The sequence below is a fragment of the Streptomyces sp. NPDC051322 genome, from assembly GCF_040689485.1.
Classification (GTDB): Bacteria; Actinomycetota; Actinomycetes; order Streptomycetales; family Streptomycetaceae; genus Streptomyces.
The window spans coordinates 290,332-311,936 of the sequence record NZ_JBFBAK010000011.1 but is presented as its reverse complement, the minus strand read 5'-3'; the positions used below and the strand labels follow the sequence as shown (position 1 = coordinate 311,936).

Here is a 21,605-nt window from a genome sequence, read left to right as displayed (position 1 = left end):
TTTTGGCACGCTGTTGAGTTCTCAAGGAACGGACGCTTCCTTTGTACTCACCCGCAGAACATTCTCTGGGGTTTTCCTCCGGGCTTCCCTTCGGTGTTCCACTACTCTAGCAGGCCTTTTCGTTCTCCCTGACCACCGTTCTGCGGACATGCAGAAAGACAATCCGAGATGAGGATTTGGCTTGTTCGAGGCCGCCGGCCCCCGACCTGAAGTCGTGCCGGGGCCAAGCAGGAGTACGACAGTACCGCCCCGCTACGGACGGAAGCAAATCGTTTCCGGCGCCTCCCGGCAGGTCCATCAACTCGGCCTGCGGCGGGTCCGTCAGGCCTCCACTCGCGTGGGGAACCGGGACTTCTTATGACTTACCCTTCTGAAGGGTACGCCGTCCAGGACAGGTCAGGTAGCGACGGCGGCACACGAATCTCCGCCCCTGGGAGGCCCCTTCATGACCAGCGTGACATCTCCGCTCGCCGGACGCGCGATCGGACTCGCCGCAGTCCCGGATCCCGTGTTCTCCGGTGCGATGGTCGGCCCCGGTACGGCCATCGACCCCGTGCGTGAGCCCTCGGCCGCAGTGGCTCCGGTCGACGGGATCGTGGTGTCCCTTCACCCGCACGCGTTCGTCGTGGTCGACGACCAGGGTCACGGCGTACTGACGCACCTCGGTATCGACACCGTGCAGCTCAACGGTGAAGGCTTCGAGCTGCTCGTCAACAAGGGGGACACGGTACAGCGCGGCCAAGCCGTGGTGCACTGGGACCCGGCCGCCGTCGAGGCCGCGGGCAAGTCCCCCATCTGCCCTGTTGTCGCGCTCGAGGCCACGGCGGACTCGCTCTCGGACGTCATCGAGACCGGCGATGTGAAGGCCGGCGGGGCTCTCTTCAGCTGGCAGTGACCAGCGCGTCGTGACAGCGGCGCATCGGCAATCCACCGCGGCGCCAGAGTTCGCCGCGACCAATCGGAGACGGGTGACATGCAGACAACGCTGCGAGGCGTCGGCGTGAGCCACGGTGTGGCAATCGGCGAGGTACGGCACATGGGCACGGCGGTCCTGGAACCGCCGGCCAAGCAGATTCCGGCGGAGGACGCGGAGCGCGAACAGGGGCGCGCGAGGCAGGCCGTGGAAGCTGTGGCGGCCGATCTCATCGCCCGGGGCAATCTGGCCGGTGGCGAGGCACAGCATGTGCTCGAGGCCCAGGCGATGATGGCGCAGGACCCGGAGCTCATGGCGGACGTGGACCGGCGTATCGCCGTCGGCAGTTCCGCCGAGCGCGGGGTGTACGACGCCTTCGCCTCGTACCGTGCGCTGCTGGCGGGCGCCGGCGAGTACCTGGCGGGCCGGGTCGCCGACCTGGACGACGTGCGGAATCGTATCGTCGCCCGGCTGCTCGGCGTTCCGATGCCGGGTGTCCCGGACAGTGACGAGCCGTATGTACTGATCGCCCGGGACCTCGCGCCCGCGGACACCGCGCTGCTCGACCCGGCACTGGTGCTCGGCTTCGTCACCGAGGAGGGCGGGCCGACGAGCCACAGCGCGATCCTGGCCCGAGCGCTCGGAGTTCCTGCCGTGGTTGCTCTGCCCGGCGCCGGTGAACTGGCCGAGGGCACGGTCGTCGCGGTGGACGGAAGTACGGGCGAGATCTTCGTGGAGCCCAGTCCGGAGAAGCGCGCCGCCCTGGAAGGGGCGGCCGCCGCGCGCAAGGCAGCGTTGTCCGCCTCGACCGGTCCGGGTGCCACGTCCGACGGCCACAAGGTGCCGCTGCTCGCCAATGTCGGCGGCCCGGGCGATGTGCCCGCGGCGCTGGAGGCGGGCGCCGAGGGCGTCGGCCTGTTCCGTACCGAATTCCTGTTCCTGGACGACTCCGCCAAGGCGCCGTCGCAGGAGAAGCAGGTCGAGGCCTACCGCAAGGTGCTGGAGGCCTTCCCCGAGGGGCGTGTGGTCGTCCGGGTGCTGGACGCCGGCGCGGACAAGCCGCTGGACTTCCTGACACCGGCCGACGAGCCGAACCCGGCGCTGGGGGTGCGCGGGCTCCGGACGCTGCTCGACCACCCCGACGTGCTGCGCAGCCAGCTGACCGCGCTGGCCGAGGCTGCCGAAGGGCTGCCGGTGTACCTCGAGGTCATGGCGCCGATGGTGGCCGACCGGATCGACGCCAAGGCCTTCGCCGACGCCTGCCGGGACGCCGGTCTGCGGGCGAAGTTCGGTGCGATGGTGGAGATCCCGTCCGCCGCGCTGCGCGCACGCTCGATCCTGCAGGAGGTCGAATTCCTGTCGCTCGGCACCAATGACCTGGCGCAGTACACCTTTGCCGCCGACCGTCAGGTCGGTGCGGTGTCCAGGCTCCAGGATCCGTGGCAGCCCGCACTGCTCGACCTGGTGTCGCTGTCCGCCGAGGCTGCCGCGGCCGAGGGCAAGAGCTGTGGCGTGTGTGGCGAGGCTGCCTCCGACCCGCTGCTCGCGTGTGTGCTGACCGGCCTCGGGGTGACCAGCCTGTCCATGGGTGCCGCTTCGATCCCGTACGTCCGGGCCACGCTGGCGAAGCACACGCTCGCGCAGTGCGAGCGTGCCGCGGCGGCCGCGCGTGCGGCGGACTCCGCGGAAGAGGCCCGCCTTGCCGCTCAGGCGGTGCTGTCCGGCGAGTAGCCGCGGTTGCGGAGACTACGTGGTGCCCCGGGGGCTTCCCGCTGTGATCCGGCGGGAAGCCCCCGGTGGCGTTCAGCGGTGCGTGTGGTCCTCCTCTTCGAGGATGTCAAAACCCGCGCAGTACTCGACGCCGGGCTCGGGCGACACCGGTTCGCCGGTCTCCGCGTCCGTGCAGTAGGCGCTGAACACCTCGCCCGCGGTGAGCGGGGCGAGCCGTCCCCGATGCAGTCGCCAACCCCTGACCTTGTCGTTTCCCTCCGGGGCGGTGGTCCGCAGCACCACACCACCGCGGCTGTCCAGGGCGATGCCTGCCGCGAGGACGGTCACAAACGCGGCGCCGGCGGCGGGATCGAGCCGGGCTGCTGGGTCCCCGCTCTCCGCGTGCAGCACGGACAGCAGCGGTTCGTCCTCGGTGGGGACGCTGCAGACCAGATGGTGGGTGCCCGGTCCGCCCCCGTCGAGCAGTGCCCTGAGTGCGCGGGAGGCCAGGTCGAAAGACGCCCGGCCGATGTCCCCGCCGCAGTCGGCGCAGCAGCCCAGGTCGGCGAGCACCACGGTCGCGTACTCCCAAGTGGCTTGGCTGACCGCTTCGTTGATGAGCAGGGGGATCAGTCGTTCGATGGACTGACCCGTGTAGGGCACGGAAGCACCGGCTGATGCGATTCCGGCCGTGAACCGCGTACGGCTGGCTGCCGAATCCGGGTCGAGGCCGGCCGATGCGCAGAATTCCTCGAACTCTTCCGGATCGAACAGGGCGACAGTCGTATGCACACCTTGCGAGGTGAGGGCCCGCAGCAGGCCCTCGACCTGCTGGAGATAGGCCGGGTGATCGTCGAAGATGAAACTGCGGTAGCGCTGCATCATCGCGAAGTCCTGCTCGTCGGCCAGCAAACCGACCGTGCTCGGTACTTCGCGGCGGAGCGTTCGCCGCATGGATGTGGTGCGGTCGGTGTGCGCCATGATTCTGATTCCCCCTGTCGCGCGACTGATCAATGCTCACTCACAGTAACCAGGAGCACTGACAACGCCGCCCGGGTTCGGTGGGTCCCGGTGCGGTCGCGACGGGCCGGGGTGGGACCGTGTGCTCGCGGGGCTGGTGGAGCGCTGCGGGAGCGCGATTCCGGACAGCCACCCCGTCGGCGGTGCGGATCACCACGGCCGGCCTCGGACTTCGCGGTTGTGCTGGGCGAGTCCGAGGCCGCGTACGGGGGCTGAAACCGCCCCTCGGGCGGTCGGTCGGCCGGCTCAGCGTCTGCTGCGGGCGAGCTCCTCGTAGAACCTCAGCAGTTGGATGTTGTCGACCGAACCGGGATTGACCGCCTTCTCGAGCGTTGCACCCTGCAGCAGGCGTTTGACCGGTACTTCGATGCGCTTGCCGGTGAGGGTATGCGGGACGCCCGGGACCTCGATGATGTCGTCCGGCACATGGCGTGGCGAGAGCTGTTCACGGATCGTCCGGGTGATGCGGGTGCGCAGGGCGTCATCCAGGACGGCACCCTGGGCGAGGTGCACGAAGAGCGGCATCCAGTAGCCGCCTTCGGGCTCCTCCAGGCCGATGACCAGTGATTCCCTGATCTCCGGAAGCCGCTCGACCGCTTCGTAGATGTCGGCGGAACCCATCCGGACACCCTGCCGGTTGAGTGTGGAGTCCGAACGGCCGTGGATGATCACGGAACCGTGTTCGGTGAGGGTGATCCAGTCGCCGTGGCGCCAGACTCCCGGATACGTGTCGAAGTAACTGCTGCGGTAGCGGCGGTCGTCGGGGTCGTTCCAGAAGCGGATGGGCATGGACGGCATGGGATTGGTGACCACGAGTTCGCCGACTTCACCGACGAGTGGTTTGCCCTGCGGGTCCCAGGCCTGGAGGTCCGTGCCCAGGCAGGGCGCCTGGAGTTCACCGATGTGCACCGGCAGTGTCGGAACCGCGCCCGCGAAACAGCTGCAGACATCCGTGCCGCCGCTGACCGAGGCGATCCAGACGTCTGCGCCGGCCGCCTCGTGCAGCCAGCGGAAGCCGTCCGGTGGGAGCGGGGAGCCGGTGGTGGCGACGCAGCTGACCGCGGAGAGGTCGTAGTCGCGGGCAGGGTGCAGGCCGGCCTTGCGGCAGGCCATGACATAGGCGGCCGAGGTACCGAAGAGTGTGGCGCCGGTGCGCTCGGCGACGCGCCACTGCGCTCCGATGTCGGGAAAGCCCGGGCTGCCGTCGTAGAGGACGATCGTGGTCCCGGTCAGCAGGCCGGACGCCAGGAAGTTCCACATCATCCAACCGGTTGACGTGTACCAGAAGAACCGGTCGCCCACCCCGAGGTCGCAGTGCAGGCCGAGCTGCTTGAAGTGCTCGACGAGGATGCCGCCCTGGGACTGCACGATGGCCTTGGGGAGGCCGGTGGTCCCCGAGGAGTACAGCACCCAGAGGGGGTGGTCGAAGGGGACCTGCTCGAAGACCGGCTCGGTGTCACCGGAGGTGACGGTGGACCAGTCCAGGGCGCCCTCGGGGGCCGCGCTGCCGAGGAGCGGGATGTGCACGACGGCGCGCAGCGTCGGCAGTGCACTGCGGAGTTCGGCGACGGTCTCGGTGCGGTCGTGCGACTTGCCGCCGTAGCGGTAGCCGTCGACGGCGAACAGCACGACGGGTTCGACCTGCTGGAACCGGTCGAGGACACTGCGCGCGCCGAAGTCGGGGGCGCAGGAGGTCCAGACGGCTCCGACGGCCGCGGTGGCGAGCAGCGCGGTGATGGCCTGCGGGATGTTCGGCAGGTAGCCGCTGACCCGGTCTCCGGGGCTCACGCCCAGCGCGCGGAGGTGCGCCGCCAGCGCGCCGACCTGGCGGCGCAGTTCGTACCAGCTGACGGGCTGCGGTTCGTGGGTCTCGTCGACGTACAGCAGCGCCGGTTCGCTCGCACGGTCCGGTTCCTCGGCGGTGCGCAGGGCGTGTTCCGCGTAGTTGAGGGTGGCGCCGGAAAACCACTGGGCGCCCGGCATCGACCGGTCGGCGAGGACCGTGTCGTACGGCGTCGAGAAGCGCACGTCGAACCAGTCGGCGACCGCGGTCCAGAAGGTTTCGAGCTCATCGACCGACCAGCGGTGCAGTGCGGCGTAGCCACCGTCGGCCGGCGCGCCGTACCGCTCGGCGGCCCATGCCTGGAAGCGGGTGATCCTGGCAGCGTCGATGCGTTGCCGGCTCGGCTGCCAGAGGGGTTCGGCGTTCGGTGGATTCATGGGGCGGCTCCCGGGCTGTACGCGTGGTGTGCGTGAGTCGCGCGCACCTTCGGTCGGGTGGGCGCGAGACGGCTGAAAGGGACGATGCCATGTGATCGTCCTGGGCACCAGGGCGAGATCCCCATGGTCGGGTGGGTGCATATGTGGTCGGCGCACAGGGGTGCGGCAGCTGACCGAGACGCGCTTCAGTGGTAGTGGCCGGCGAACCACTCCCGTACGGCGATGGTGTGGAGGGGAAAGGCGAGCTCGGTGGCGGAGCGCAAAATGTGCCAGCCCGTTGTCTCGTCGGTCGGCGCGGAGGCCGGAAGGCGGGCCGCCGGGCGGGCCGGGAGCAGGCCGAAAAGCAGCAGATACCCGTCGAGTGAGCTCAGCGCGTCGGCCAGGCGTACTTCATGCTGCGGGGCGGTGATCCCCGTCTCCTCCTCGAGTTCGCGCACCACGGCATGACGCCAGTCCTCGGACGCGTCGATGAATCCCCCGGGGAGCGCGATTCCGCCGCGTTGTGGCTCGATGGTCCGGGTGATGACGACAAGCCCCGTGCCCTGCCCGTCCGTCACCGGCAGCAGGGCGACTGCGACCGGCAGTGGGTTGCGGTAGGCGGTGGCGCCACAGGCCCGGCAGGTGCGGGGCCATTCGGTGGCGGAGGCGAATGTGGCGCCGCAGCTCGAACAGTGCGAATCCTTGACGGGCTGGTCCATGTGCGCGGACTGTAGCCGATCGCGCTCGGTGTGTGCCGGTGTGTGGGGTAGCCGTCCGACCGCGCACCTGGTAGATGGAGTGCCCATGACACGAATGACATCCGCTGTACGGTCCTTGGTCACCGTCGCTGCCATGCTGCTCGCCTGCACCGCGGTCACCCCCACGGCCGAGGCGACTCCCGAGCCCAAGGCACCCGCCGCATTCGTCGCCCTGCGCTCGGTGGACCCGACCATCATCCAGGAGATGCGCTACCCGTACGAACACAACTTTGTGGGCGAGCCGGTCGACGGCTATCAGCAGCCCCTGTGCATCCTCACCCGACCCGCGGCGCAGGCCCTCCACCGGGCCCAGGTCAAGCTGTTGCGGCAGGGTTACTCGCTCAAGGTCTACGACTGCTACCGCCCACAGCGCGCCGTTGATCATTTCGTGCGCTGGGCCAAGAATCTGGACGACCAGAAGATGAAAGCGGAGTTCTATCCGCAAGTCGACAAGTCGCGATTGTTCGCCGATGGCTACATCGCCGAGAAATCAGGGCACAGCCGGGGCAGCACCATGGATCTCACGATGGTGAAGCTGCCTGCCGCACCGACCCGTCCATACCGCCCCGGTCAGCGGCTTGACCCCTGCTACGCACCCAAGGCGCAGCGCTTTCCGGACAATTCCATCGACATGGGTACCGGCTTCGACTGCTTCGACACCCTCGCCCACACGGATGATCCCCGCATCACGGGCGTGCAGCGGACCAACCGGGACCTGCTGCGCGATGCCCTGTCCGCGGTCGGATTCGTCAACCTGCCCGAGGAATGGTGGCACTTCACCTACCAGCCGGAGACCTTCCCCGACAGCTACTTCGACTTCCCGGTCGCGCGGCGTTCGGTTGCCGGGCACCACTGACGCCCGGCAGCCGGCCTGCGGGGGAGCGGCCGGGACCACCCCCGTGGGTTCCGGCCGCTCCCCCTCCCTACCGGACGCGAACCGGCCGTAGCCGGTTCTCAGGAGGACGACTACCTTTTTCCCATGGCAGAGCAGACGTTTGACACGTACGAGGAATTCTGGCCCTACTACGTCGCGATGCACTCCCGGGCAGCCACCCGTTGGGTGCACCTGACCGGCACGCTCACCGGTCTCGCGGTGAGCGCCTACGGGCTGGCGCGCAATCGCAAACGCTACGCACTGGCGTTGCCGCTCTTCGGGTACGGGACCGCCTGGCCCGCACATTTCCTCATCGAGAAGAACAATCCGGCCACCTTCGGTCATCCGGCCTGGTCGCTGCGCGGGGACGCGCAGATGATCGGGATGATGCTGGCCGGGCGGGACCACGAACTGGCCGAGACCGCCGAGAAATGGCTCGCCGAACACCGCTGAGCGGGCTCAGGTGACGGCGTGCTCGCGCGCCTCACCGGCGAGGACCATCGCATGTTCGACGACCGCGACCAGGACCCCCTTGACGGATTCCCGTTCCCGCGCGTCGCACATCAGGACGGGCACCTCGGGGCCGAGGTCGAGCGCCGAGCGAATCGTCTCTCCCGGGTAGCGGTCGGCGTCGTCGAAGCAGTTGACCGCGAGGGTGAACGGAATGGAACGCCGCTCGAAGTAGTCGACGGCGGCGAAGCAGTCCTCCAGGCGGCGGGTGTCGGCGAGCACGACGGCCCCCAGGGCTCCTTGCGCCAACTCGTCCCAGAGGAACCAGAAGCGGTCCTGGCCGGGTGTCCCGAAGAGATACAGGACCAGGTCGTCGCGGACGGTGATCCGGCCGAAGTCCATGGCCACCGTGGTGGTGGTCTTCTGCTCCACCCCGTCGACCGAGTCCACCGGCCGGCCCGCCTCACTGAGTGTCTCCTCGGTGCGCAGGGGTCTGATTTCGCTGACCGCGCCCACCAGCGTGGTCTTGCCGACGCCGAAACCGCCGGCCACCAGGATCTTGAGGGTCACCGGCTCGACAAGGTGCTGTGTGCGGCTAGAGCGCCCGAAGGCCATTGATTACCTCACGAAGAATGCCGGCGTCCGGCAGTTCGGCCGGCGGGACGGGCTGGGTGACACGGACGAGTTCCTCGTCGACCAGGTCGCCGACCAGTACCCGCACCACTCCTACGGGCAGGTCCAGACCGGTCGCGAGTTCGGCGATCGACTGCGGTGCGGTGCTGCAGCGCTCGACGATCTCCACGTGCTCGGGGGCGAGGGTCTGGTCCCTTCCCGGATCGTCCGCGGCGGGTTCGGGGACGACCAGAGCGATCAGGTCCAGCTTGTGGTCCGCCGAGGCGCCGGTGCGGCCGCGGGTCATCGCGTATGGCCGCACCACGGGTCCTGCGTCGTCGTCGAACCAGTGGTGAGCCGGTGTTCGTCCCCCGTCACTCATCGCGATGCTCCTCACCCTCCTGCGGTGAGCCCGGTCCGCGGCGCGGTCGCGAGGTGGGCGCCGACCCGCTTCACCATCAGCGTCATCTCGTACGCGACGAGACCCACATCGGAGTCGGCGTCGGACAGCACGGCGAGGCAACTGCCGTCCCCGGCGGCGGTGATGAAGAGGAAGGCCTCGTCGAGTTCCACGACCGTCTGGCGGACCTTGCCGGCTTCGAAGTGACGGCCGACGCCCTTGGCGAGGCTGTGGAATCCGGAGGCCACCGCTGCGAGGTGCTCGCCGTCCTCCCTCGTCAGGTCCTTGGACGTGCCGGTGGCGAGGCCGTCGCCGGAGAGCACCAGTGCCTTGCGGATACTGCCGACCCGCTCGACCAGCTCGTCCAGCAGCCAGTTGAGCTCGCCGGGTCCTCCCGCTCCCTCGTGTACTGCAGATTTCGGTGCGGTCATCGACCGGTCCCCTCGGATGTCGTTCCTGGTGCTGATTCGTCCTCGGCGGCGTTGTCACGGCGCCCCCGCTCCCAACCGCGCTGCAGCGAGGCCATCCGGCTGCGTACCTCTTCGGCGTCCCGTTCGTCGTCCTGCCCGACGTCCGGCGGCTCGGCGGCGGGTGACGGCGCGTCGCGCAGTTGCGGGGCGAGGCTCGCCTGGCGCACCCGCCGGGGCAGGCCGTCGGGGCCCGCCGGGGCGGGCTTCTCCTGCGCCGGCTCCGGGGTGTCGACGCGGCGGCCGTGGTCGGAGACCAGCGTGGGCGGTTTACGGCGTCGGGGCAGCCCGACGGGGGTGGCGGGACGCACCGGTTCGGTTCTCCCGGATCCCTCGTCGGGTGTCTGCTGGTGCTGCTCACGGGGCGCGGCGGCGAGGGGGCGGTTGCGGAAGATACCGCCGGGCGAACTGTCCTCGTCGGCGAGATCAGCCGCCTCGTTGGGTGCGGGCTCGCCGGCGGGAGCATCACTCGGCGCATCGCCGTACGGCTCCAAAGGCGGTTCGAGTTCCACCGGGCCGTCGAGCACCGAGGCGGGCGTCCGACCGCCGGGTACCGGCGAGAGCGCCGAGAGTGGTCCGGATTTCTGCCCCCGGGCCCGGCCGGGCCGGGTCGCCCGGAAGCCGGCACCGTCGGTGTCCGGGCCGTCGAGGTCCGGTGCGTCGGTGAGCAGCGCCACCGGGATGAAGATGACTGCGGTCGTTCCGCCGTACGGTGAGGTCTGCAGCGAGACCCGGACGTTCTGCCGCTGGGCGAGTCTGCTGACCACGAAGAGGCCGAGCCGGTCGGTGTCCGACAGCTCGAAGTCGGGGGTTTCCGCGAGCCGCAGGTTCGCGTCGAGCAGGGCGTCGGGGGCGATGCCCAGGCCGCGGTCGTGGATCTCCACGGTGAAGCCGTTGGCCACCCGCTCGCCGTGCACCTGGACGGCGGTGTGCGGCGGCGAGAACACCGTGGCGTTCTCCAGGAGTTCGGCGATCAGGTGGGTGAGGTCGGCGACCGCGGGCCCCCGGACGCCGACCCGGGGCAGCCGGCGCACCTCGATGCGCTCGTAGTCCTCGACCTCGGCGACCGCGGCCCGTACGACGTCCATCAGCTGGACCGGCTTGCGCCACTGGCGGGACGGGACCGCGCCGGAGAGGATCACCAGACCCTCGGCGTGCCGGCGCATGCGGGTGGTGAGGTGATCCAGACGGAAGAGGTCGGCGAGTTCCTCGGTGTCCTCGGTGCGGCGCTCCATGGTGTCCAGAAGTGTCAACTGCCGGTGCAGCAGAACCTGGTTGCGGCGGGCGAGGTTCACAAAGACCTCCGAGACACCACGCCGCAGGTCCGCCTGGCGTACGGCTGCTTCTACAGCGGCCCGTTGCAGGCTGTTGAGCGCCTGGCCGACCTGGCCGACCTCGTCCTTGTCGTACTCGAGACGCGGGGCTTCGGTCTCCACGTCGACCTCTTCACCCGCCGCGAGGCGGCGCATCACGCTCGGCAGCCGTACACCGGAGATCTCATGGGCCTGCTTGCGCAGCCGACTGAGGTCGCGGATGAGTTCCCGGCCGATCCGGACGGACACCACCAGGGACACCAGCAGGCCACCGATGCCGAGCGCGGCGGCGATGCCGTCCTTGGCTATCACCTTGAACGCGGCGGGCTTGGCCCGGTCCTGGAATTTCTTGCGGGCGTCCGCGCCCATCGTGTGGAGACGGTCCAGGGTCCGGCCGGCGTCCGAGGTCCAGCGGGACGTCGAACCGGTGAGGGCGGTGTTCCCGGCGTCCTTGCTGGTCACCGTGTTCTCCACGGTGCGCACAGCGATGGTGGCGGGGCCGCTCCAGTAGCCGGTGAACGCGTCCCGTTCCCGCCGGGGAAGAGCGGGCAGGCTGTCCGCGTAGTACACCTTGCGGGCGGTGACCAGGTCCGATATGTCGCGGACGTCATGCGGGTCGAGCCGTCCTGCGGTGAGCGCGGAGCCGAGGAGTGCGTCCTCACGGGAGAGCGCCTCGTGGGCCCGCTCGACCCCGATGAGCGCCCTCTCCTGCTGGTCCAGGGCGGAGTTCTGCAAAGGGGGCAGAACGAACAGGAAGTCGAGTGCCTGGTCGCACAGCCGGTTGTACTGGTCGTAGGCCTCGCGGCGGGTCACCTCGTGGTCGCCGACGTTGCGCCGCAGCGAACCGAGCCCGGCGAATCCGTCGAGTACGGTCCGCAGACGCTGTTCGGCGCCCGGGTCGAGCGCGGACCGGGTGTCGTCCTTCGCGGCGCTGTCACGCAGGGCGGTGAGCAACTCGTCGGTGGCTGTGCGCTGCCTGCGCAGTTGGGCGAGGACGTCCGACGCCCCGGGGTCGACCAGGTGGCGCAGCGTCAGCGAGCGCTCCTTCTGGATCTCCTGAAGGGAGTCGGCAAGCGGATAGCCCACGTTCTCGATCGCCGTTTCGGCGTGCATGAGTTGCAGGGCGTCGCGTCCGGTGAGGTAGACCGCGTAGGACCAGATCACCGTCAATGCGACAAGTGGGACCAACAACAGCGCCACGATCTTCCTGCGGATGGTCTTTCCGCGAAAGCGCATGGCCTCCCCCAGCTCAACCCCGTCCTGCGGGGCGGTGTTCGGTCAACAAACGGCGTGAGCCTACTACTGCCGCACAGCCAACTCGAAGAGACGTCCGGACTATTTTCGGCCGCCACAACGGAGGTTGGTCCTCTCTTTTCATGCTATTCGGGGAGATCATTGCCCCTGGTGTGGTGGAGGAACCCAGGCAGGACGGCACTTTCCGCCTCGTTGGGGATGGCTGGAATTATGCGTCCGGCGGGAATCCTCGCGCATGAGCGATGTGCACGGCGCGGGAGAGGCTTGAATCAGATCAAGCCGGGCATCCGTCGTGAAGTCGGACGGTGTCCAGGTGCGAAGGTCGAGGGTGAATCGGGCATGACCATCGAAACCGCAGAAGAAGCCGGCGGCCCTGCGCGAACCTTGTGGGTCGAGGAGCCCGCGGTGCGGCGGCGGATGCCGGACCCGGTGCGCAGCAGCGCGGTGCGTGCCGTGCTCATCGTGTCCGTGACCCTGATCCAGGCGGTGACGGCCGTTCTTTGCACCCTCGCGGGTTCCTGGCTGGCTTTCCCGATGGTGCTGAGCAGCGTCGTCGGCACGGTGGTCGCGACCTGGGCCGTCCTGGATGTGTGGATCACCCGGCAGGTGTGGAACCAGCGCCACGGCGTGACCTCGGTGCCCAGCAGCACGGCGCGCCGGCTCCGCAAGGAGCGGCGCGCTGCGCAGCGCGACGCGCAGCGTCAGCAGCGGGACGCCGAGCGGATACGCCGGAGCGGCGGCTCGGGCCGGCTCTCGCCGCAGTCCTGAGCCGCCCTGCCCCTGCCGCGGGCCGGGGGTCACTCCGCGGCGGCCCGCTTGTACATCCGGGTCGCGCTGATCTCGCCGTGTACCGGTTCGCCACCCGGCTGCTGCTGCGGCAGACCCGGGCGCAGATGCTCCTCGACGCTGATGTACTTCAGCCCCGCCCTGAGGTCGGCATCGTTGCGCAGGCGGATGACCAGCGGGAATTCCGCGAGCGCCGTGGTGTCGAACAGCCCGGTCGTATAGAGCAGTTGTACGCCCAAGGCGTCCGACACCGCGCGCTGGAGCTCCAGCAGATAGGTGGCGTTGGCCCGGCCGATCGGGTTGTCCAGGAAGAGGGTGCCCGCATGCCGGTGCCGGTCACGGCCCCGGTCGTTGCTGCGCAGGGCTGCCATCGTGCAGTAGAGCGCGATGGCAGCGGTGAGCAGCTGACCGCCGGAGAAGACGTCGCCCATCTGCCCGACCGGGACCCGCTCGGCGCGGAGCACGGCGTCCGGTTTGAGGATCTCGACGGACACGCCTCGAGGTTCGAGCGCCGCCTGGACACCCCGCAGCAGCAATGACATCCCGTCCCGGCGCAGGTCGGAGTTCTTCTTGAGCGCGGCGCGGGTCGCTTCGTCGATGACCTCGCCGAGCCGTTCGGCGAGAGTCGCCTGGTCGGGTTCGTCGAACCGGATCCGCAGGAACTCCTGCCCCGACCACTCGCCGAGTCCCTCCGGGAGTTGGGAGAGGCGCTGGGCCGAACGGAGCGTGGTCAGGGCGGACTCCACCAGACCGCGCAGCCGGTCGACGATCGAGTCGCGGTTGCGCTCCAGCTGGTCCAGCTCGTCGGTGAGCACCCGCAGCCTCGGTGCGAAGGCCGCCGACCAGGCCGCAGCATGCTCGGGCAGCGCGGTCGCGGGCAGTTCGCGGATCTGCTGGCGTGCCGGGGTGCGTACCTGTTCGTAGCGCGTCGCGTTGGCATGGCGTACGAGGATGTCGCTCGCCTCGCGCACCGCCGACTCGGCGGCGGAGAGGTCGCTTGCGCAACCGCGCAGCGCCCGGCGGGCCTCCGCAGCGGACCGGCCGGCCTCCTCGATGCTGCCCGGGTAGGGCTCGGCGGCCCCGCCGTCCGTACCCTCGTCGTCCTGGTGCGGCTCGCGGAGCAGATCGCGCAGCAGGGCCGCGGCTTCGTCGAAGCCGCCCGCGGCATCCTCCGAGGTGCGGTGGGCCCGCAGCAATTCCGCGTGGGCGGCGCGGGAGGTCTCCAGCGCGCCGGTCAGTGCGGCGACTTCGGCGGTGGCACCGCGCAGCAGTGCCTGGGCGGACTCCACGTCTGCCGGTACGAGTTCCTCGGGCAGCTCGGTGTGGGTGTCCGCCCCGTCGGCGGGTGCCAGGCGCTCGGCCTCACCGCGCAGCCGGCCGAGCTGCTCACTGGCCGCCGAGGCCCGCGACTCCAGCATCTGCACCAGGGATTCGGCGCGGGCGACAGCTGCCTGCCGGGACGGGCCATCAGCACCGTCGGTGGATTCGATGAGCTGGGCCGCCCGGGTGCGGACCTTGTTGGTGAGGCGGTCGAGCTCCGCGAGCGCGGCGCTCTCGTCGCTCTCCGCCCTGGCCTGCTCGGCGCGCAGATCGGCTCCCACGCCCACCTTCTCGTACAGCTGGGAGGCGGCGCGGTAGGCCTCCCGGAGGGTGGGCAACGGCGGCCGCGGTGCGGCGGTGTCCGGCGCGGTGAGGTCCTCCGGCACACCGGCGATCTCGGCCCGCTCGGCGCGCAGCGCGCGGGCGGTGCGGTGCGCGTCGTCGGCGGCCCGCTGAGCGGCCCTGCGGTCCTCGTCCGCGGCTCGGGCCCGCTCCAGGCAGGTGGTGGCCCGGGACTCGGACTCGGCCGCTTCGTCGGCGAGTTCGCGCAGGGTGGCCTGGTGACCTGCCCGTTCGCGGAGCCGGAAGGCCAGCCCGGCGAGCGCGTCGGCCGCCCGGCGGGCACGCTGCGCGGCGTCCTGCCGTTCGTCCCTGGTGCGGGCCGCGTCCGCGGCTGCCTCGTCCGCCTCGGCCCTGACCGTACGCGCCTCTTCCAGCGCGGCTTCGGCAGCCGCGGCGGCCTCCTTCGCGTGGCCGGCCGTAACGGCCAGCTCGGCCAGCATGCCCGGTGGGCAATCCGTCCGCCACGAGTCGAGCCGGGCGGCGAGCGTGCGGTCGTCGCCGAGCCGGGCGGCGAGCCTGCGGATCTCCTCGTCGCGGTCTGCCGCGCGGGAGCGCAACGCCTGGCGTTCCTCGTCGGCGGCGTGTTCGTCATGCATGGCGGGATTCGGCGGGACGAGAAAGACATCGCCTCCCGCAGCGGACGGGCCCGCGCCCGGTACCGGTGCGAGCAGCGCGGCCGTGGTGCCGACGGCGACCGCCGAGCGCGGCAGCAGCGCCGCGCCGCTGAGCACCTCGCGGGCCCTGGCGTGCGCGGCCGGGTCGGTGATGACCACGCCGTCGACCAGCTCGGGGCGGGCGGCCAGCACCGCCGCGTGGTCGACCGGGTCGACGGCCTGGGCGAGATAGCGCCAGCCGGGCAGCGCGGGGATGCCGTGTTCGCCGAGGAACTCGACGGTGGCCAGGACGTCGGGCCCCGGGGGCAGCAGTCCGCCGTCGCCGAGCGCGCCGAGGATACGGGCGTCGTCGGCCGCCGCGGTGCGCAGTTCGAAGAGCCGGCGCTCGGCCGACGTGACCCCCTGGTCGAGCAGGGCGTGCAGTTCTTCGGCGGTGCGGTCGAGATCCTCGGCGGTGAGCGGCCGGTCCGTACGCGCCCGGGTGCTGGCCGTGCCGGGCCGGTCCGGCGCCTCAGCCGCTGCCGCCCCTGCCCGGTCCGCCCCGTTCGCCGGGCCGGCGGTGTTCCCGTGGCCCACGTCGTGCTGCCGGGCGGTCGGGGCGCCACCACGGCGGGGCTGCGGCAGCTCCGCGGTGACCGCCGGAGGGAGACTCAGCAGTTCGGCGAGACGGGTCTCGGCAGCGATGGATTGCGCGGTGCGCAGTTCGGCGTCGTACGCGCTCTGCGCGGCGCCGGCGGCGTCCGCCGCGCGGGCCGCCGCCAGCTCTGCCCGGCTCTCGGTCGCGGCCGCCTGCCTGGCCCGGTCCGCCGTGGCACCGGCTGCCTCTCGGGCAGCTTCCCAGGCGGCAACCGCCGTTTTCTCGGCGTCGCTCGCCGCCAGCGCGGCCCTGGCCGGGTCCGCGTCGGGTGCGGTGTCGTCCAGCCAGCCGGCCCGGACGGCTTCGGCGGTCTCCTGCTCGACCTCGGCGAGGCGCTGGCGCAGATGGCCGGCCTCGCTGCGGGCGCGCTGGGCGTCGGTCGCCGCGGCGGTGGCGTCGCGGTGCGCGGCCTCGCCGGCCTCCTGGAGGGCTGCCGCTCGTGCCTCCTCCTCGCCGGCCACCCGCTCGCCCGATTCGGCGGCCGTGTGCAGTGCCCGTACGAGCTCGGCGGCCGCGGTGGCTCGGGCGGCAAGGGCCGGCGCGGCGTCCCGCTCGGCATCCCGGATGGCCGCCGCGACGCGCGCCGAGCGGTCGGCCGCGGCGCGGTGCCGCAGAACGGCCTCGGCGGCCTGCCAGGCGGAGTGGAGGGTACGGGCTTCGGCCAGCTCCTTGCGCTGGGCGGCGGCGGACTTCTCCGCGACGGTGAGTGCCAGCGAGGCGTGCCGGTAGGCCAGTTCGGCGGCGATCAGGGCGCTGCGGCCTCTCGCCGTGTCGGCCTCGGTCACCTGGTGCGCGGCCGTGGTGACCTGCTGGGCGAGGTCCGCGGCGCGTCGGCGCTCATCCGCTGCGCGGGCGGAGAGCCTGCGGGCGAGGGTGCGGGTGCGGCGTTCGGCGCCGGTGTGGACATCCCGGGATCTCGCGCGCGCCGCGGCGGCCTCCACGATACGGCCGAGCAGATCGACGGAGCCTGCGGTGAAGTCACGCTCCGCGGTGAGTTCGGCGCGGCGGCCGAGTTTACTGCCGAAGCTGCCGACCAGATCCGCGAGTCCCTCGGTGTCCCGGGTGTCGGTGACGGCGCGCAGCAGCAGATCGGTGAAGTCGGAGTCCTTCTTCACCGCGAAGAGGCCGGCCGCCTCACCCTCGTCGGCGTTCATCTCCCGCTGATAGCGGAAGAGTTCCGGGTCGAGCCCGAGGTCACCGAGGTGTTCGTTCCAGCGGTCGTGGATCTCCTCCCACTGCACGTCGAGGTGAGGGTATGTCTTCCCCGCCTCGGTGAGCGCGTCGCGGAAACCCTTCATGGTGCGGCGACGTCCGCGAGCGCCGGACATGCCCTCCACCGGGGGGCGTACCGCGGTGGATTCGGCAACCGGCAGGGAGTCGAGGCTGAGACCGGGGCCGGGCCGGAAGGAGTACCAGGCCTCGGCGAACTTCCGCGGGTCGTGGGAGACCTGTCGCCCCCGCCACTCGCTGGCCTTGCCGACCACCACCAGCTCCCCGGTCAGGGTGTGCTGCCATTCCAGCGCGACATGGCCGCAGTCGTCGGCGAGCAGGAACTTGCGCAGTACCCCGGAGCTCGCGCCGCCCAGCGTGTTGCGGTGGCCGGGCAGCATCACCGAGAAGATCAGCTTGAGCAGGACCGACTTGCCGCCGCCGTTCTCCAGGAAGAGGACGCCGGCCGGTGCCGGGCGGCGTGGCGGGCCGACCGGTTCGTCCTGGAAGAACTCCGCCTGTGCGGGTGCCGGGTGGGGCACCGTGTCCCCCACGCCCCGCAGGTCGAGCACGGTGTCGGCGTAGCGCGCACCGGCAGGTCCGATGGAGTAGAGGCGGACCCGGGACAGCTCGTACATGGCGGCGGACTCTCGTCGTGGTGGAGGGACATCAGGCGGTGTGTCTCAGGCACGGTGTGTGTCAGGTGGTGTGGAACGGCAGGCCCGCGTCGGCGGACAGGTGGAGGTCGTCCGCCTCGGTCGGGGCGACCAGCGTCGCGGCGCCGTCCGTCACCGGTACGACGCCGAGCTCGAGCAGCTCGGCCAGCGCGGCGCTGCCCGCCATGTCGCGGACCTGGAGCTGGTACCGAGCGGTGGTGCGGTACGAGCCTCCGGCGTCGTCCCCGGTGCGCTGCAGGAAGCCCGAATCGGTGAGGAAGACGACGGCCTTGGCCACGATGCCGGTGGTCGAACCGGCCAGCCGCCGGGCGTCCTTGGTGGCGCCCGTCGAACTGCGCCTGGCGTAGATCCGCCAAGCCGCTTCCAGCCCCGGTGCTCCGGTGGCCGGGTCGCTGTTCTCGCACTGCTCCTCGGCTCGTTCGCCGAGTCTGCGGCAGGCCTGGCGGACGAAGGTGTCGACACCGTTGACCGTGATCCGGCCGATGTAGCCGTCGTCGGCGAGGTCTTCCGGGCGGGGGAAGGCCAGGGCGGCGACGGCCAGATGGGCCAGACCGTGCAGGAAGCGGTCGGCCGAGTCCGCCGACGCGCGCCGGGCGTAGTCGCCCATCCGCACGGCGAAAACCGAGTCCTCACCGGCGGTGACCGCCATGCCCGCCCGGGTCGACACCTCCAGGACGACCAGTCCGAGGCCGGTGGCGACCGCGTCGGCGAGCCGGGCGAATGCGGGTGCCTCGCGGTATCTGCGGAGCAGTTCGGCGTACTCGGCGTCCCTGGCGGGCAGCAGCTTGGGCTGCAGACCGAAGGCGACGAGCCGCGCGGCGTCGGCGGCGTCGGCCGGGGTGACGGCTGTACCGGCCGCGGTCACCGGCGGCGTCGGCGCCTCGTCGCGGTCCGGCTCGCTCCACGCGGCCTGCTCGGCGTGGGTCTCGCTCACGGCTGGTGCTCCTCGGTCGGGTCCGTCGGTGGTGCGTACGGTGCGGTGCGTGGCCGGGAGCTCATGTCTTCTCCGTACGGCCCGCGGCCATGCCGGCCGTGTCGAGCAGCGCCGTCCCGACGATCAGGTCGGCGCCACCGAACTCCGGGTCGTCGAGTTCGGTGCCGTCGTCGACGGCGAACAGCAGGCGCTGTTCGCCCTGCCGGTAGGCGGTGCCGACGGGCGGGCTGGCCGCATGAAAGGCCAGCAGGGCAACCAGGTACGGCAGTTCGGGGTCGCGGCGCCGGGCATCGGCGAGCAGTCCGGAGAGTCTGCGCGGGGCGTCGTGCTCCAGGTCGAGCAGCTGCATCGCGCCGGTCAGCTGCGCCTCGCTGAAGCGGCTGTCGTCCGGCGTGGCGATGAGATCGGGTTCGGGCATCTCGGCGCCGAGATGCGCACGCTCGGCGGGCGGGCTCAGCAGCACGTCGACCAGGTCCGAGACCCGTACCGCGGCGGGGGTACGCGGGCCGGTACCGCGCGCGAAGAACGCGTCGGTGACCCGGATGGCCTGCTCCAGCGGCAGCGGCAGCACGGGGGCGACGAGTTGACCGTACAGATCGAGGCCGGCTCCTGCTGTCGGGGTGGCGAAGGCCTGCCGGTCCTGCTCGGCGCGGAAGAGCGGCCCTGCCTCCAGAAGGCGGGACTGGAGCTGGGTGTGACGGCGGATGCAGTCCTTGACGATATCGACGAGTTCGGCGGCTCGCCGCTTGTGCTCCGGCTCCTCCGTCTCGTCCCTGGCCCGGCGGATGTTGGTGAGGATCGCGTTCTCGTGGCGGTAGCGGTCGGCGACGTGGTCGAGCGCCTCGTCGATCATGTCGGGTACGGCTTCCAGCCAGTCGACGGCCCGGACGTTGCGCCGGGTGGCCTCCAGGGTCCGGCGCAACGTCTCCGCGTACTGCACGGTCCGGTACCTGGCCTGCTCGGCGGCGTGCTGCGCGTCGGCGAGGCGGCCGCGGCTGATGAGCACCTCGAGCTTCACCTCGGCGGCGATCTGTGCGCTGGTGACGTCCGTGTCGAGTGCGCCGACCAGTACGTTCACCGCCTCGTCGGTGGTGCGGAGGTAGACGCCCCCGCCGTAACCGGGCACCTCCTCGACGAGCTTGAAGTCGTAGTCCCTGCGGACATAGGCACCGTCTGCACCGAACGTGCCGTACACAGCGCGGAATCCCCGGTCGACGCTGCCGACGTTGATCAGGTTCTCCAGCACCCAGCGGGCCACCCGTTCGTGCTCCGGCGCCGGGCGTCCGGGAGCCTGCGCGGCGACCCGGGGCAGCAGTCTCGCCACTATCTGGTCGTGGTCGGCTCCGGTGTCGAAGTCCATGTTGAGCGTGATCAGGTCGATCGCGGCGAGCGCGACCTCCGCCATGGCGTAGACCGTGTACTCACCCGCCAGATTCGCCTTGCGCACATCGAGGTCGTGCAGCGGGGCGGTGCAGGCGAGCGCGCGCAGGCGGCGCGCCAGCCCTTCGTCGGCGGCCGGGCCCGGTGCGGGCCGCGGCCCCGCGCTGAGCTGGGGCGGAACGCATTCCGACGAGGCAGGCGAAGTCACGCTGGACAGATTAGGTCCTCGCACTGACACCGGTCGAAACGGCGCGGACGGTACGGCTGTGCCACCGCGGCGCGGGGTTCGCCGGCACCGCTCAGTGGGCGGTCCCCTCGGTGCCGATCCTGCTGCGGACAGCCGTCTGCACCTCGGCCTCCTCGGCGGGGTCCGCGGCCAGCCTGCGCAGTCGGTCGACCACCCGGACGTCACCGGTCTCGGCGTGCAGTGCGGCCACCTCCCTGGTGGTCTCCTCGCAGTCCCAGAGGCACTCGACGGCGAATCCGGCACCGAAGGAGGGGTCGGTGGCCGCGAGCGCGCGGGCCGCGCTGCCACGCAGATGGGACGAGGCGGTCTCGCGGTACACATGGCGCAGTACGGGCGCCGCGCAGGCGATACCGAGCCGGCCGGCCCCGTCGACGAGCGTCCACAGCGGCCGGGCGTCGGGCCCTTCGGACCGTACGGTCTCACGCAGCGCACCGAGCACCAGGTGGGTGTCCTGCGCCCCACCCCGGCAGGCGAGCACTCCGGCGGCGGACGCGCCCAGCGCATCGGGCCGCTGCACCCAGCTCCGCGCGCGGTCCACCGCTTCCTCGCCACACATCCGCTCGAACGCGGCGATGGCGGCTTCGGAGACGGTGCGCGCCGGTCCGGCCGCCGCCGCTTCGATCAGGTCGAGTACCGCGGGGTCCCGCGCCTCGGCGAGATAGTGCAGTGCGGCCCCGCGGGCGCCGTCGGTGCCGTTGTGGGCGGCCTCGATGATCGCCGCACGGTCCTGCGGGCCCGCCACGGCGGTGAGGCAGCGGGCAGCCGGCACATGCAGCTCACTGCCGCGTTCCAGCCCCTGCTGCGCCCAGTCGAAGACGGCCTGGACGCTCCAGCCCGGTCGCGGGCCCGTCGGGCGCATCTGTCGTTGCCAGCGGTCGAAGGAGCCGCTTTCGGCGGCGGCCCTCACCCGGGCTCCGACGGATTCCCGCGGGTCCTCGGCCCACAGTCGCCAGGGCCGCGGCTCGTAGGCATCGCGTACGGACGCGGCCAGCTCCGCCTCACCCTGCGCGGTGGCGGGGAACCGGCCGAGCACGGGCACCGCGAGCGAGCGGAGCCCGGCGTCGTCGTCCCGCAGGGCGAGTTCGTCGAGCGCCCACGCCCAGTTGGCGCCGGTCGCCGCGTATCGCCGGAGCAGAGCGAGCGCGTCGCGCCTGCCGTACGCGGCGAGGTGCCCCAGCACGGCGAGTGCCAGGCCGGTCCTGGTGTCCTCGGTGACGATGTGGTCCTCGGCAGCGAAGAGGTGCTGCTCGATCTCGTCGAGGTCACCGTCGAGATCGAGACAGAGGCGCGCGTAGTACAGCGAACGGTTTTCGAGCTGCCAGTCGTGGCGAGGATCGCTCAGTACGCAGTGGTTCAACGCCGCCAGCGCCTCGGAGCGCGGTGCGGCGAGCGCGTGCAGCGTGCCGTCACCCCGGCCCCTCTGGAGGAGCCCGAGCAACGTGCCGCTCGGCGCTATGACTGGATCGATCATGGAAGAAGCCTCACATCA

Annotated in this window: 16 protein-coding genes; 5 read left to right on the top strand and 11 right to left on the bottom strand. The window is 71.2% G+C overall.

Annotation, left to right across the window (positions count from 1 at the left end):
* Window positions 1-445 precede the first annotated feature (445 nt).
* Window positions 446-895: a PTS glucose transporter subunit IIA gene (locus AB0436_RS25820; protein ID WP_366470302.1), complete on the top strand. Its 450-nt coding sequence runs from the start codon at window positions 446-448 to the stop codon at window positions 893-895.
* 78 nt (window positions 896-973) lie between these two features.
* The gene (ptsP, locus tag AB0436_RS25815; protein WP_366470301.1) at window positions 974-2,644 is read left to right on the top strand and encodes a phosphoenolpyruvate--protein phosphotransferase; all 1,671 of its coding nucleotides are present in this window, start codon (window positions 974-976) and stop codon (window positions 2,642-2,644) included.
* Between the two features lie 72 nt (window positions 2,645-2,716).
* Here ptsP and AB0436_RS25810 read toward each other — a convergent pair whose 3' ends face one another.
* The 3 genes from AB0436_RS25810 to AB0436_RS25800 all read right to left on the bottom strand — a co-directional run bounded on the left by AB0436_RS25810 (window position 2,717) and on the right by AB0436_RS25800 (window position 6,561).
* Entirely contained in the window at window positions 2,717-3,604 is an 888-nt protein-coding gene (locus AB0436_RS25810; protein WP_366470300.1) for a hypothetical protein, read from the bottom strand.
* A 285-nt stretch (window positions 3,605-3,889) separates the two neighbouring features.
* Window positions 3,890-5,863, bottom strand: coding sequence for an acetoacetate--CoA ligase (locus tag AB0436_RS25805; protein ID WP_366470299.1), 1,974 nt, complete (start codon window positions 5,861-5,863; stop codon window positions 3,890-3,892).
* 185 nt (window positions 5,864-6,048) lie between these two features.
* A complete protein-coding gene (locus AB0436_RS25800) occupies window positions 6,049-6,561 on the bottom strand; it encodes an NUDIX domain-containing protein (RefSeq protein ID WP_366470298.1) in 513 nt (170 codons plus the stop codon).
* Between the two features lie 85 nt (window positions 6,562-6,646).
* Here AB0436_RS25800 and AB0436_RS25795 point away from each other — a divergent pair, with 85 nt between their 5' ends.
* Together AB0436_RS25795 and AB0436_RS25790 are read left to right on the top strand one after the other, a co-directional pair.
* On the top strand, window positions 6,647-7,456 hold the full coding sequence (locus tag AB0436_RS25795; protein WP_366470297.1) for a M15 family metallopeptidase: 810 nt from the start codon (window positions 6,647-6,649) through the stop codon (window positions 7,454-7,456).
* A gap of 123 nt (window positions 7,457-7,579) precedes the next feature.
* Entirely contained in the window at window positions 7,580-7,927 is a 348-nt protein-coding gene (locus tag AB0436_RS25790; protein WP_366470296.1) for a DUF962 domain-containing protein, read from the top strand.
* 6 nt (window positions 7,928-7,933) lie between these two features.
* Here AB0436_RS25790 and AB0436_RS25785 read toward each other — a convergent pair whose 3' ends face one another.
* Genes AB0436_RS25785 through AB0436_RS25770 form a run of 4 tightly spaced genes read right to left on the bottom strand, consistent with a single transcriptional unit; the run spans window position 7,934 to window position 11,952 of the window.
* The gene (locus tag AB0436_RS25785) at window positions 7,934-8,539 is read right to left on the bottom strand and encodes an ATP/GTP-binding protein (RefSeq protein WP_366470295.1); all 606 of its coding nucleotides are present in this window, start codon (window positions 8,537-8,539) and stop codon (window positions 7,934-7,936) included.
* Window positions 8,520-8,918, bottom strand: a complete 399-nt coding sequence (locus AB0436_RS25780; RefSeq protein WP_366470294.1) for a DUF742 domain-containing protein — start codon at window positions 8,916-8,918, stop codon at window positions 8,520-8,522. The genes AB0436_RS25785 and AB0436_RS25780 overlap by 20 nt, the downstream gene beginning before the upstream one ends.
* Window positions 8,919-8,929: 11 nt before the next feature.
* A complete protein-coding gene (locus AB0436_RS25775; protein WP_366470293.1) occupies window positions 8,930-9,367 on the bottom strand; it encodes a roadblock/LC7 domain-containing protein in 438 nt (145 codons plus the stop codon).
* Window positions 9,364-11,952, bottom strand: a complete 2,589-nt coding sequence (locus AB0436_RS25770; RefSeq protein WP_366470292.1) for a nitrate- and nitrite sensing domain-containing protein — start codon at window positions 11,950-11,952, stop codon at window positions 9,364-9,366. Before AB0436_RS25770 ends, AB0436_RS25775 begins: the two co-directional genes overlap by 4 nt.
* 357 nt (window positions 11,953-12,309) lie before the next feature.
* Between AB0436_RS25770 and AB0436_RS25765 the strand changes: the two genes are divergently transcribed.
* Entirely contained in the window at window positions 12,310-12,738 is a 429-nt protein-coding gene (locus tag AB0436_RS25765; RefSeq protein ID WP_366470291.1) for a hypothetical protein, read from the top strand.
* Window positions 12,739-12,767: 29 nt separating this feature from the next.
* Here the strand turns inward: AB0436_RS25765 and AB0436_RS25760 are convergent, their stop codons facing one another.
* The 4 genes from AB0436_RS25760 to AB0436_RS25745 form a co-directional block, all read right to left on the bottom strand.
* Window positions 12,768-17,516 carry a hypothetical protein gene (locus tag AB0436_RS25760; RefSeq protein WP_366470290.1) on the bottom strand — a complete coding sequence of 1,583 codons (4,749 nt, stop codon included), beginning with the start codon at window positions 17,514-17,516 and terminating at the stop codon, window positions 12,768-12,770.
* A gap of 61 nt (window positions 17,517-17,577) precedes the next feature.
* The gene (locus tag AB0436_RS25755) at window positions 17,578-18,489 is read right to left on the bottom strand and encodes a hypothetical protein (protein ID WP_366470289.1); all 912 of its coding nucleotides are present in this window, start codon (window positions 18,487-18,489) and stop codon (window positions 17,578-17,580) included.
* Between the two features lie 61 nt (window positions 18,490-18,550).
* Window positions 18,551-20,077 carry a hypothetical protein gene (locus AB0436_RS25750; RefSeq protein WP_366470288.1) on the bottom strand — a complete coding sequence of 509 codons (1,527 nt, stop codon included), beginning with the start codon at window positions 20,075-20,077 and terminating at the stop codon, window positions 18,551-18,553.
* A gap of 91 nt (window positions 20,078-20,168) precedes the next feature.
* On the bottom strand, window positions 20,169-21,587 hold the full coding sequence (locus AB0436_RS25745; protein WP_366470287.1) for a HEAT repeat domain-containing protein: 1,419 nt from the start codon (window positions 21,585-21,587) through the stop codon (window positions 20,169-20,171).
* Window positions 21,588-21,605 lie beyond the last annotated feature (18 nt).

Bases quoted from the DNA above. Each gene is read 5' to 3' on its own strand.
- AB0436_RS25795 (WP_366470297.1), top strand. From the start codon at position 6,647: ATGACACGAATGACATCCGCTGTACGGTCCTTGGTCACCGTCGCTGCC.
- AB0436_RS25765 (WP_366470291.1), top strand. From the start codon at position 12,310: ATGACCATCGAAACCGCAGAAGAAGCCGGCGGCCCTGCGCGAACCTTG.
- AB0436_RS25780 (WP_366470294.1), bottom strand. From the start codon at position 8,918: ATGAGTGACGGGGGACGAACACCGGCTCACCACTGGTTCGACGACGAC.
- AB0436_RS25770 (WP_366470292.1), bottom strand. From the start codon at position 11,952: ATGCGCTTTCGCGGAAAGACCATCCGCAGGAAGATCGTGGCGCTGTTG.
- AB0436_RS25785 (WP_366470295.1), bottom strand. From the start codon at position 8,539: ATGGCCTTCGGGCGCTCTAGCCGCACACAGCACCTTGTCGAGCCGGTG.
- AB0436_RS25760 (WP_366470290.1), bottom strand. From the start codon at position 17,516: ATGTACGAGCTGTCCCGGGTCCGCCTCTACTCCATCGGACCTGCCGGT.
- AB0436_RS25790 (WP_366470296.1), top strand. From the start codon at position 7,580: ATGGCAGAGCAGACGTTTGACACGTACGAGGAATTCTGGCCCTACTAC.
- AB0436_RS25805 (WP_366470299.1), bottom strand. From the start codon at position 5,863: ATGAATCCACCGAACGCCGAACCCCTCTGGCAGCCGAGCCGGCAACGC.
- AB0436_RS25810 (WP_366470300.1), bottom strand. From the start codon at position 3,604: ATGGCGCACACCGACCGCACCACATCCATGCGGCGAACGCTCCGCCGC.
- AB0436_RS25775 (WP_366470293.1), bottom strand. From the start codon at position 9,367: ATGACCGCACCGAAATCTGCAGTACACGAGGGAGCGGGAGGACCCGGC.
- AB0436_RS25745 (WP_366470287.1), bottom strand. From the start codon at position 21,587: ATGATCGATCCAGTCATAGCGCCGAGCGGCACGTTGCTCGGGCTCCTC.
- ptsP (WP_366470301.1), top strand. From the start codon at position 974: ATGCAGACAACGCTGCGAGGCGTCGGCGTGAGCCACGGTGTGGCAATC.
- AB0436_RS25820 (WP_366470302.1), top strand. From the start codon at position 446: ATGACCAGCGTGACATCTCCGCTCGCCGGACGCGCGATCGGACTCGCC.
- AB0436_RS25800 (WP_366470298.1), bottom strand. From the start codon at position 6,561: ATGGACCAGCCCGTCAAGGATTCGCACTGTTCGAGCTGCGGCGCCACA.